Genomic DNA, 11,272 nt, shown 5'->3' with positions numbered 1-11,272 from the left:
GTCAGCACTGGCGTGCATCTGCTGCCTGAGAAGGTGCCGGCATTGCGTGAAGTCGTAACGCAAGGTTATGACCTGATTGGGAAAAACACATACGCTGGGCGTACGGATGTCGGGAACCGCTTGATCTTTCATACCTATGAGCAATTCAATGGGATCTGTGCGGGTATATCGACCAACGACGTGGAGGTGTGCCGACGCGTGATTGCGATGGGCCTTCAGCCGCCGGAGCCCTGGGTAGCCTTCCCCGAATTGGCGGAAACGGCCTTCGGGTTCTTGCAGGGCAATATCGAGTACTGGTGGTACGTGTATTGGGAGCCTTACTGGGAATCGCTCGACAAGGACAAGCAGGAGGCGTTTCTGGCGGGCGCCACGGAAGCCTGGCAAGCGTGTTTCTGGCGCCATGTGGGCGAAGGCAGGGAGATCTTCGAAGAAATGGCCCGCGAGCGCGCACGGGAGTTCGACTGATGCCGGGGTTTCGAATGAGCGAGATCCGCAAGATCATAGGGAAGGTCCTTGACACGCTCGCCGATCACAGACCCATGCGTCCCGAGACGCGGGCCCGACGCGAGATGGAGAGATCCTTGCAGCGTGCCTATCGTGCGATATGCGGCATTTCCCTGGAAGAAGCGCAGGCCATGTTCAGCCGTCCACTGGACGACGAGGCCTTCCAGTCGCTGGGCGCCTATCCGTTGTTTCTGGATTTGCGGGACAGGTCAATGGAAGCGGTCAGCACTGGCGTGCATCTGCTGCCTGAGAAGGTGCCGGCATTGCGTGAAGTCGTAACGCAAGGTTATGACCTGATTGGGAAAAACACATACGCTGGGCGTACGGATGTCGGGAACCGCTTGATCTTTCATACCTATGAGCAATTCAATGGGATCTGTGCGGGTATATCGACCAACGACGTGGAGGTGTGCCGACGCGTGATTGCGATGGGCCTTCAGCCGCCGGAGCCCTGGGTAGCCTTCCCCGAATTGGCGGAAACGGCCTTCGGGTTCTTGCAGGGCAATATCGAGTACTGGTGGTACGTGTATTGGGAGCCTTACTGGGAATCGCTCGACAAGGACAAGCAGGAGGCGTTTCTGGCGGGCGCCACGGAAGCCTGGCAAGCGTGTTTCTGGCGCCATGTGGGCGAAGGCAGGGAGATCTTCGAAGAAATGGCCCGCGAGGGAAGGTCCTTGACACGCTCGCCGATCACAGACCCATGCGTCCCGAGACGCGGGCCCGACGCGAGATGGAGAGATCCTTGCAGCGTGCCTATCGTGCGATATGCGGCATTTCCCTGGAAGAAGCGCAGGCCATGTTCAGCCGTCCACTGGACGACGAGGCCTTCCAGTCGCTGGGCGCCTATCCGTTGTTTCTGGATTTGCGGGACAGGTCAATGGAAGCGGTCAGCACTGGCGTGCATCTGCTGCCTGAGAAGGTGCCGGCATTGCGTGAAGTCGTAACGCAAGGTTATGACCTGATTGGGAAAAGCACATACGCTGGGCGCACGGATGCCGGGAACCGCCTGATCTTTCATACCTATGAGGAATTCAACGGCATTTGCGCGGAAGTTTCCACCAACGACGTGGAAGTGTGCCGACGCCTGATTGCGATGGGCCTTCAGCCGCCGGAGCCCTGGGTAGCCTTCCCCGAATTGGCGGAAACGGCCTTCGGGTTCTTGCAGGGCAATATCGAGTACTGGTGGTACGTGTACTGGGAGCCTTACTGGGAGCCTTACTGGGAGTCGCTCGACAAGGACAAGCAGGAGGCGTTTCTGGCGGGTGCCACGGACGCCTGGCAAGCGTGTTTCTGGCGCCATGTGGGCGAAGGCAGGGAGGTCTTCGAAGAAATGGCCCGCGAGCGCGCACGGGAGTTCGACTGATGTCGGCGTTCGCCGATTCCTGCTTCCGCACACTGAATGGCGTACGGAAGCAGGTGTTTCCCGGACAGGCGCCTTTCACATATTCAGCGCCCGCTTCTGCACCGCCAGCGCGGCTTCGCGCATGACCTCGGACAGCGATGGGTGGGGGTGGCAGATCATGCCGATGTCTTCGGAGGCGGCCTTGAACTCCATGGCGACCACGCCTTCGGCGATCAGGTCCGAGGCATTGGCGGAGATGATGTGGACGCCCAGCAGTTCATCGGTCTTCGCGTCGGCGATCATCTTGATGAAGCCCTCGGGGCGGCCGATGCCCATGGCGCGGCCGTTGGCCTGCATCGGGAACTGGCCGGTGCGGTATTCGCGGCCTTCGGCCTTCAATTGCGCTTCGGTCTTGCCCACCCAGGCAATTTCTGGCTCGGTGTAGATGACCCAGGGAATGCAGTTGTAGTCGATGTGCGGCTTCTGGCCGTCGATGATTTCAGCCACCATCACGCCTTCGTCCTCGGCCTTGTGCGCCAGCATCGGGCCGCGCACCACGTCGCCAATGGCATAGATGCCGGCCACCGAGGTGCGGCAGTTGTCATCGACGGGGATGAAGCCGCGCGGGTCGGCGGACAGGCCCACGGCGTCCAGGCCCAGGTTGTCGGTGTTCGGCACGCGGCCGATCGACACGATCAGCCGGTCGGCTTCAAGTTTCTGCTCGGCGCCGGACTGGTCCTTGTAGGCGATGGTCACGCCCTTGGCCCTGGCTTTCACCTCGCCGATGCTGACGCCCAGATGGATGGTCAGCCCCTGCTTCTTGAACACCTTGGCGGCTTCCCTGGCAATGGCTTCGTCAACGGCGCCCAGGAAGGCGGGCAAGGCTTCGAGAATGGTCACTTCGGCTCCCAGGCGACGCCATACCGAGCCCAGTTCCAGCCCGATCACGCCCGCGCCGATCACGGCCAGCTTCTTTGGCACGGAATCAAAGGACAGGGCGCCTTCGTTGTCGGACACGATCTTGTTATCGACGGGCACGCCAGGCAGGTGGCGGGCCTTCGAGCCCGTGGCGATGATGACATTGCGTGCCGTATAGGGCCTGGTGTCGCCGCCGTCGCTGGCTTCCACGGTGACTACGCCATCGGCCGCGCGGCCCTTGAACTTGCCGTGTCCCTTGATCCAGGTGACCTTGTTCTTGCGAAACAGGAATTCCACGCCGCCGGTGAACTTGTCGACGATGGCGGCCTTGCGGCGGATCATCTGCGGCAGGTCCAGCGACACGCCCTTGATCTGCACGCCGTGGTCGGCCATGCCGTGCTGCGCGTGTTCGAAGTGCTCGGACGACGCCAGCAGCGCCTTGCTGGGGATGCAGCCCACGTTCAGGCAGGTGCCGCCCAGGCGTGGCTTGCCCGCATCGTCCTTCCATTCCTCGATGCAGGCCACGGTCTTGCCCAGTTGCGCGGCCCGGATGGCGGCGATATAGCCGCCCGGGCCCGATCCGATCACGATCACGTCGAAGTCGGCCTTGGCCGAAGGGCTGGCGCCGCCTGTCGCCGCTGCGGATGCGGGTGCGGGCGCTGCAGTGGCCGGAGTGGGGGCGGGTGCCGCGGCGGGGGCGTGCGCAGGGGCAGGTGCCTGCGTGGCAGCCGGGGCGGCTGCGGTGGCCTTGGCGTCGGTGTCCACCACGGCGATCACCTCTTCTGCGTGAACAGTGGCGCCGTCCGGCTTGACGATCTGCGTCAGGACGCCGTTGTCCGGACAAGGCACTTCCAGCGTGACCTTGTCGGTTTCCAGTTCCACGAGGATCTCGTCGCGCTGGACGGCTTCGCCGGGCTTCGTCTTCCACTGGAGCAGCGTGGCTTCCGAGACGGATTCGGACAGCTGGGGCACCTTCACTTCAATCGTGGCCATGGTTTTCCCTTCGGGTTCTCGTGTGGCGAAAGCTTCCAGTCTAGGAGAGCACGCCGTCAGTCATGAGATACGCGAATCAGGGTTTACCCGCATCAATGCAAACGGCCCGCCTATAGGGGCGGGCCGGTGGCGGGAAAGACCGCGCGGTGTCGGGGCGCGGCCCGAAGGCTTAGTGGCCGGCGCTCTGGCCCCCGTCGACGTGCAGGATCTCGCCGGTGATGAACGGTGCCGATTCCAGGAACAGCACGGCTTCGGCGATATCGCGCATTTCGCCCATATGGCCCATCGGGTGCAACGCGCCAAGCGCTTCGTGGGTTTCCGGTGCGTGCATCGGCGACTTGATGATGCCGGGGGACACCGCGTTCACTCGGATGCCTCGGCGGGCGTATTCCACGGCCAGCGACTTGGTGGCGGCGTTGATGCCGCCCTTGGTCAGCGATGCCAGCGCCGACGGCACGCCCTGGATGGCATGGTCGACGAGGCTGGTGGTGATGCTCACCACGTGGCCGCTGCCCTGCTTTTCCATCTGGGCGATGGCCAGTTGCGTGATGTAGAAGAAGCCGGCCAGGTTCACGCCGGTCTTGGTGATGTAGTCCTCGGCCGTATAGCTGGTGAACGGCTTGGCGATGAAGATGCCGGCGTTGTTGACCAGCGCATCGACACGGCCGAACGTCTCGATGGCTTGCGAGACCACCCGGCGGGCGGTGTCGGGATCGGCGATGTCGCCCGGCACGGCCAGGATGTTGGCGTCATCGGGTTGCTGGATGCTGCGCGCCGTGGCCACCACGCGGTAGCCGCGCTGGCGATAGGCCTTGACCAGCTCGGCGCCGATACCTTGCGAAGCGCCCGTGACGATGGCGACCTTTTGCGTGGCTGGGGTGGTTTGCGTGTTGCTCATGATTTGCCTCATTGATTGGGTTGACCTTGGCATCGCTGCCGATCGAATCGACGTGGTCGATGGCTGGAAATGTAGGTGAGGCAAGCCCGTGATTGAACGACATCGGCACACAAACAGTTATGCGCGGCGGTAACAAGTGCGCGGGCGCGGCATGATGCGGCGGTTTGTCGGACCATCGCGATCCCGGCACCCAGCGCGAGCGCACCGGATGTGGTGCATAGCCGTGGAACGCGGCGCGCCCGAACTGGCCCGGACGGTGCTGCCGCGTTTCTACGGCGCCGCCCCTGCGTAAGCACGGAAGCTCCGATCAAAGCGCGCAGAGCGTGGCGGCGATCACCAGTGCCGTGGCGGCGAGGCCCAGCGGTGCCCCGAAGCTGTTGCCGCCGTGCATCAATGCCGAGGACACCAGCGGGCCAACGATCTGGCCCACGCCATACGCTGCCGTCATCACGGCAAACAGGTTGAACCTGACCTTGTGGGCCAGACGGCGCGCGGCAGGCGCCGCGATGGTGACCGTCCCCATGAAGGTGCCGCCGACCAGTACCGCACTGGCCAGGTAGGCCAGCGCCGTATGGCTCAGCGCGGGCAGCACCACGCCAACGGCCTGCACGCCAAGATTCCATTGCATGGCGCGGCGGGTGCCAAGCCGCGCATGCACGGCATGCCAGAGGAAACAGGACGGTGCCGCACCCAGGCCGAAGACGGCCCACACGTGGATGGGATCGATCGGCCCCAGCGCGTCGCGTACGAAGAGCGGCAGATAGGTGGCGGTGATGATGTAGCCAAAGCCGGCCAGGCCATAGCTGGCGATCAGTGGCGCCGGCCCGAGGGTGCCCTGCGGTGCGGCGGTGGCAGGCGAGGCATCGCCGGTGCGGGCCCGCAGGCCCAGCGCCCGCCATGCCAGCCCGCTCAGTATCAGTGCGCCGATGGCCAGCCCCAGCCATAGCGCCAGACTGTGCCACCGTGCCAGGTTGCCCATGGCGATCAGTTCGGCGGAAACCACGATGCCGATCCCCACGCCGGAGAACATCAGCGGCGCGCCATCGTGTCGGCCGCGCACATGCAACAGCCACGATGCGGCGCTGACCAAGGCCACTGCGCTGAGCACGCCCGCGACAAGGCGAACGACGATCAGCAGCGGAGCGGGCAGCGGCAAGGCCAGCGCCGCCAGCGACACTACCGTCCCGGCCAGCGCCACACGCGACCAGAAGCCGGCCTGGGCATGCGCGATACGCGCGGCCAGCAGGGCACCCAGCAGGTAGCCTGCGTAATTGGCCGATGCGGCGAGCGACCCCGTCGCCACGCTCATCGTGCCGTCTCGGACCATGAGCGGATACATGCCGGTAAACGCAAAGCGGCCAAAGCCCATCGCTACGGCCAGTGCCAGGGCTGCCGCAACGGCTTCGCCCAGCGATTTCCCCGCGTCGGCTTCACGTCGGGTTTGCAGCGCGGCATGGTTGGCGGTCGTGGGGTTCGGCATGATCGGAAGACGCCATTCCATTATTCTCTAAATGAGATGGAAGACGATTTAAAAATATTGATAAAGGAATGATAAGGCCAGTCCAACCCGTGGCTTGTTCCGCCATGTATCAAGTGATATTCCGGTTGCGCAAAAAAGAGTGTCTCTACGCGGAGAATTTGTCGACCAGGAAGTCGACCAATGTGCGCACTCGCCGCGACACATGGCGCGCGTGTGGATACAGCAGCACGAAGGGGCGCGTGCTGCCGCCATATTCCTGCAGCACTTCGACGAGCGTGCCTTCACGCAGGTCCTGCTCGACGACAAAGCGATAAGTCTGGAACAGGCCCGCGCCGGCCCGGGCCAGCGTGGCGCCGCCCAGTGCGTCCTCGGATGTGGCAATGGCGCCGGTGGTCACCACGTCGATATCCTCGCCGTCCTGGCGGAACGTCCACGGGATGCGTCGACCGCTGCTAGGCCGTTCAAACTGGATGCACTCGTGCGCCAGCAGGTCGTCGAGCGTTTTCGGGGTGCCGTGGCGTTTCAGGTAGGCGGGTGTGCCCACCACCACCATTTCCGCATCTTCCAGCTTGCGCGCGATCAGCGTGGAGTCGTCGGGCGCACGGCCGCGCACGGACAGGTCATACGTATCATCGGCAAAGTCCACATTGCGGTTGCTGATATGGACGTCGATGTCGACCTCGGGATAGCGTTCGCGGAATTCGGGCAGCACCGGCAGCACCCGATAGTGCGCGTACGGGGTGGGCAGGCTGATACGCAGCCGGCCGGCAGGCGTGGCGTGCTGGCCGCTGATCTGCCGCTCGGCATCCACCAGCTGGGCCAGCGCCTGGCGGGTTTCCTCGAAGTAGGTGCGGCCTTCGTCCGTCAGCCGGATCTGGCGCGTGGTGCGCACGAACAGCCTGACACCGAGCCGCTCTTCCAGCCTCGACACACTGCGGCTGACCGCCGCCGGGGTCACGCCCGCCGCCACGGCCGCCGCCGTAAAGCTGCTGAGTTCGGCCGCCAGGCAGAACAGTTCGATGCTGCCCAGTTGTAGATCGTCGAATTGGCGCTTCATGGTCGGGTGCGGCGCAGGTGGCAGAACGCAATGATGAGCCACCTCGGGGCGATCGACATCACGGTGGCAGCTTCAATTGACCAAAGTGTATGCGATGCCACTCATCCGTGTGGCGGCCACCACCGTGCGGCCACGGCGGGCCGTCAACATGGCGCCGCGCTTGTCGCCGGGCAGGGCGCCGGGGAACGTGGCTGGCAATCGGCGCAAATCCCCGGCAGGGCGAGATCGGCCTTGGCGGGTATCAGCCCGTGTGCCAGAAAGTGCTGGCGTACGGTCTGCTCCAGGGCGGCGTCGAACACTTCGGTCAGGCTGGCGCAGTGGGTGCAATACAAGTGGCGGTGAACCGGCTGGTCGGCCAGTTCGTAAAACGTCACCGACCGGTTTTTCTTGTCCGATACCACCACGCGCGCCAGTGGCCCCAGATCGGCCAGGTCGTAAATGGCCTTCTTGAACGAGGAAATGGACTGGCCGTTATTGCGCCTGAGCATCGCCGCGCAAAGCTGTTCGGGATTCAAATGGCGCTGTGGCGATGCCAGCAGGATTTCCATCAGCGCAACGCGCGCGGCATTGGGCGTGAGACGGTGGGTCTCAAGCAGCTGAATCGACAATGGATGCTTTTCGCCAGGCATTTCCGGAATATCAGGGCGCTCGGTTTCCGCCGGCCGGCTGCACGGGGGTGCCGGAAAGGTGGCCAAGCAGGCTAGCCGCCGCCCCAAGCGCATGACAATGCCAAACCGGTCGGCGCGGGTCATTCGGCCAATTGGATCCGTACGTGGGTCCCGGTCCCGGACCGGCTTGCCAGTGGGTCGTTTGGCGGCGGCAGAACGACGGGCAGCCTAGCCGACGTTCGTTAGCCGGACATTAATTCGCGGTCGGAGCGGGCGTGCTACCGGACACCGCACCCCGTCCCGCCTCGGGCTGAACGGCGCACTTGTTCCCCGATGTATCAATTCCTGTTCTGCCGGGTCCGTTTATCGGCACATGGCTGACGCCTATAGTGGGTGCCAAGCGAACGGCGCACCGCGCCGATGCAGCAGGAACCCAAGGAAAAAGGAGCCATCATGTCCGTCGAAACAAGACTGGCCGCGCGCGGCCTGACGTTGCCGCCACCCCCGCAGCCGCTGGGCAGCTATACCGCCGTCAGCCGCGCGGGCGATCTGTTGTTCGTCTCCGGCCAGTTGCCGCTGCAGGACGGCAAGGTCCTCTGGCGGGGGCAGGTCGGCCGTGACCTGACCGTGGCCGAGGGCAGGCAGGCCGCCCAGTTGGCGGCGCTGAACGTGCTGGCGCAGATCCACGCGCATCTGGGCGGGTTCGATCGCCTTGACCATATCGTGCGGGTCGAAGGGTTCGTGACCAGCGCCCCGGGCATGCTGGACCAGCCCGCGGTGGTGGACGGCGCCTCGGACCTGTTCGCCGATGTGCTCGGCGACAAGGCCGGCCACGCCCGCGCCGTCTATGCCCAGACCCAGCAGCCGGCCGACGCCGCGGTGATCCTGGTGGTCATCGCGCAGGTCAAGCCCGACCGGGCCGACGACGCCTGAATTGCCGCATCCGTTCGGATAGGGTGGCCCGCCTGTGGGGGGGTAAGTCCTCGATGTCGGTATGGAAGCCCTGTCGGCTGGCCGAACAGATGCTGGCCGACCTGCGTACCTGATCGCGCGCCGCCGGCGCCCGGGCGGCCGCTGCCTACCAGCGCTCCATATACGGCCGCAGATCGAGCTCGAATGTCCATGCGTCGCGCGGCTGGGTGTGCAGGTACCAGTAGTTTTCGGCGATATGGTCGGGGTCCAGAATGCCGTCCTGGCCCTTGAGCGCATAGCGTTCCGGGAACGTATCGCGGATAAAGGCGGTGTCGATCGCACCATCGACCACCACATGGGCCACGTGGATGTTGCGCGGACCCAGTTCGCGCGCCATGCTCTGGGCCAGCGCGCGCAGCGCGTGCTTGGCACCGGCGAAGGCCGCAAAGTTGGCGGCCCCGCGCAATGCCGCCGTGGCGCCGGTGAACAGGATGGTCCCGCGTCCGCGCGCCACCATCCGGCGCGCGGCGGCCTGTCCGTTCAGGAAGCCGCTGAAGCACGCCATTTCCCAGATCTTGAAGTACTTGCGCGGCGTTTCTTCCAGAATGCTGCTGGGAACATTGGCGCCGATATTGAACACCAGTACCTCGATGGGGCCGTGCTCGGATTCGATCTGCTCGAACAGCTGCGCCACGTCGTCTTCCTTGCGGGCGTCGCTGCTGTAGCCGAACGCCTGGCCGCCGTCGGCGCGGATAGCATCGACCAGCGGCTGCAGCTTGTCGGCCGTGCGGCGGGTCACGCAGGCGATATAGCCTTCGCGCGCAAAGCGGCGGGCAATGGCACCGCCGGTGGCGTCGCCCGCGCCAATGACCAGGGCAACCTTCGGATGGGACTGGGCGGGCTCGGTTGCTGTTGCAGCGGCTGTAGTGGTCATGCTGTCTCCTGTTGTGCTCGCTAGTGTAGTGGTTGTCGTGCTACCGCGCCGGGCGCGCCATGGTGTTAGGGGGCATCGGCGGACGGCGCCTTGGGCGGCATCACCTTGCGCATCAGCGGTACCAGCGGTATCGCCACCACAAAGCACGCCAGGATCACCATGAAGGCATCGGCATACGTCAGCGTATGGGCTTCGCGCATGGTCAGCGCCCAGAGTTGCCGGATGGCGGCGGCGTTGCCGTCGCCCACCTCGTTGCTCAGCGTGACCAGGCGCGCGGTGGACTGGCCCAGGAACTCGGTCATGGCGTCGTTGCGGATGTTGAGATGCTCGGCCAGCCGCAGGAAGTGCAGGTTGGTGCGGTCGTTCAGGATCGTCGCACAGGCGGCAATGCCAATGGCACCGCCCAGGTTGCGCATCAGGTTGAACAGGCCCGATGCCAGCTTGAGCCGCGCGGGCGGCAGGGCGCCCAGCGTCAGCGTTACCGTCGGTGCCACGGCAAACTGCTGTCCCATGCCGCGCATGGCCTGCGGCAGCAACAGCTCGGCACTGCCCCAGTCATGCGTGATCGGTGCGAAGCTCCACATCGACATCGCGAACAGTGCCAGGCCGAACATCAGCAGCCAGCGCAGGTCCACGCGGTTTGCCAGGAACGCGTAGAGCGGGATCGACATCACCTGGAACAGCCCCGTGGAGAAGATCGCCAGGCCGGTCTGCAGCGCGCTGTAGCCGCGCACCTGGCCCAGGAACAGCGGTGTCAGATAGATCGTGGCGAAGATGCCGATCCCCGTGACGAACGAAAAGAAGCAGCCCAGCGCGAAGTTGGGGTCTTTCAGCGCGCGCAGGTCCACCACGGGATTGGCGAACGTCAGCGACCGCCACAGGAAGCCGATGCCGGCGATGCCGGAGATCCAGGCCGTGGTCAGGATGGTCTGGTCGCCAAACCAGTCCCAGCGCGGCCCATCCTCGAGCGTGTATTCCAGGCAGCCCAGGAACAGCGCCAGCATCACGATGCCGGGGTAGTCCGCGCCCTTGAGCAGCGACCAGTCCGGATGATCGATCCTGACCAGCAGCGGCACCACCACCGTGACGAAGATGCCGGGCACCAGGTTGATGAAGAACAGCCAGTGCCAAGAATAGTGGTCGGTGATCCAGCCGCCTACCGTTGGGCCCAGCGTGGGCGCCAGCGACGCCAGCCCGCCGATGATGGCGGCGGCCGCCACGCGCTGGCGCCCGGTGAAGAACGCAAACGCCGTGGTGAAGACCATCGGAATCATCGAGCCGCCCAGAAAGCCCTGCGCGGCGCGGAAGGCGATCATGCTTTGGATGTTCCAGGCGATGCCGCACAGCAGGCTCGTCACCGTAAAGCCGGCGGCCGACGCGGCGAACAGCCAGCGCGTGGACATGACGCGCGACAACCATCCGGACAGCGGAATCACGATGATCTCCGCAATCAGGTAGGCAGTCTGCACCCAGACGGTCTCGTCGGTGCCCGCCGACAAGCCGCCGCCAATGTCGCGCAGCGACGCCGAAACGATCTGGATGTCGAGCAGCGCGATGAACATGCCCACGCACATCGTGCCGAAGGCCAGCACGCGGGTGGCCATCGGCAGGTCGGCCGGCGACGGT

General features: G+C 64.8%; 9 protein-coding genes and 2 pseudogenes. 3 read left to right on the top strand and 8 right to left on the bottom strand.

The features are described 5' to 3' along the window. Together D9X30_RS10215 and D9X30_RS10210 are read left to right on the top strand one after the other, a co-directional pair. Window positions 1-465, top strand: a pseudogene (locus D9X30_RS10215) (hypothetical protein); the annotation flags it as partial. Between the two features lie 781 nt (window positions 466-1,246). Further along, window positions 1,247-1,867 carry a hypothetical protein gene (locus D9X30_RS10210; RefSeq protein ID WP_153948600.1) on the top strand — a complete coding sequence of 207 codons (621 nt, stop codon included), beginning with the start codon at window positions 1,247-1,249 and terminating at the stop codon, window positions 1,865-1,867. A gap of 75 nt (window positions 1,868-1,942) precedes the next feature. Here the strand turns inward: D9X30_RS10210 and lpdA are convergent, their stop codons facing one another. The 6 genes and pseudogenes from lpdA to D9X30_RS10180 form a co-directional block, all read right to left on the bottom strand. After that, a complete protein-coding gene (lpdA, locus tag D9X30_RS10205) occupies window positions 1,943-3,358 on the bottom strand; it encodes a dihydrolipoyl dehydrogenase (RefSeq protein ID WP_249640934.1) in 1,416 nt (471 codons plus the stop codon). 183 nt (window positions 3,359-3,541) lie between these two features. Beyond that, a pseudogene (locus tag D9X30_RS10200) lies at window positions 3,542-3,757 on the bottom strand (biotin/lipoyl-containing protein); the annotation flags it as partial. Between the two features lie 169 nt (window positions 3,758-3,926). Next, window positions 3,927-4,655, bottom strand: a complete 729-nt coding sequence (locus tag D9X30_RS10195) for an SDR family NAD(P)-dependent oxidoreductase (RefSeq protein WP_153948598.1) — start codon at window positions 4,653-4,655, stop codon at window positions 3,927-3,929. 307 nt (window positions 4,656-4,962) lie between these two features. After that, the gene (locus D9X30_RS10190; protein ID WP_153948597.1) at window positions 4,963-6,135 is read right to left on the bottom strand and encodes a YbfB/YjiJ family MFS transporter; all 1,173 of its coding nucleotides are present in this window, start codon (window positions 6,133-6,135) and stop codon (window positions 4,963-4,965) included. 145 nt (window positions 6,136-6,280) lie between these two features. After that, the gene (locus D9X30_RS10185; protein ID WP_153948596.1) at window positions 6,281-7,192 is read right to left on the bottom strand and encodes a LysR family transcriptional regulator; all 912 of its coding nucleotides are present in this window, start codon (window positions 7,190-7,192) and stop codon (window positions 6,281-6,283) included. A 143-nt stretch (window positions 7,193-7,335) separates the two neighbouring features. Continuing rightward, window positions 7,336-7,944 (bottom strand): Fur family transcriptional regulator, encoded by a 609-nt coding sequence (locus D9X30_RS10180; RefSeq protein WP_153948595.1) that lies wholly within the window; start codon window positions 7,942-7,944, stop codon window positions 7,336-7,338. A gap of 309 nt (window positions 7,945-8,253) precedes the next feature. Here D9X30_RS10180 and D9X30_RS10175 point away from each other — a divergent pair, with 309 nt between their 5' ends. Further along, window positions 8,254-8,733: a RidA family protein gene (locus D9X30_RS10175; protein ID WP_153948594.1), complete on the top strand. Its 480-nt coding sequence runs from the start codon at window positions 8,254-8,256 to the stop codon at window positions 8,731-8,733. Window positions 8,734-8,878: 145 nt separating this feature from the next. Here D9X30_RS10175 and D9X30_RS10170 read toward each other — a convergent pair whose 3' ends face one another. Both D9X30_RS10170 and D9X30_RS10165 read right to left on the bottom strand, forming a co-directional pair. Beyond that, entirely contained in the window at window positions 8,879-9,646 is a 768-nt protein-coding gene (locus D9X30_RS10170) for an SDR family oxidoreductase (protein WP_153948593.1), read from the bottom strand. A gap of 65 nt (window positions 9,647-9,711) precedes the next feature. After that, window positions 9,712-11,250, bottom strand: a complete 1,539-nt coding sequence (locus tag D9X30_RS10165; protein WP_228770974.1) for a DHA2 family efflux MFS transporter permease subunit — start codon at window positions 11,248-11,250, stop codon at window positions 9,712-9,714. Between the last annotated feature and the right edge of the window lie 22 nt (window positions 11,251-11,272).

Source organism: Cupriavidus sp. U2 (genome assembly GCF_009663685.2).
GTDB lineage: Bacteria > Pseudomonadota > Gammaproteobacteria > Burkholderiales > Burkholderiaceae > Cupriavidus > Cupriavidus necator_C.
This window is presented reverse-complemented; position numbering and strand designations above follow the sequence as displayed.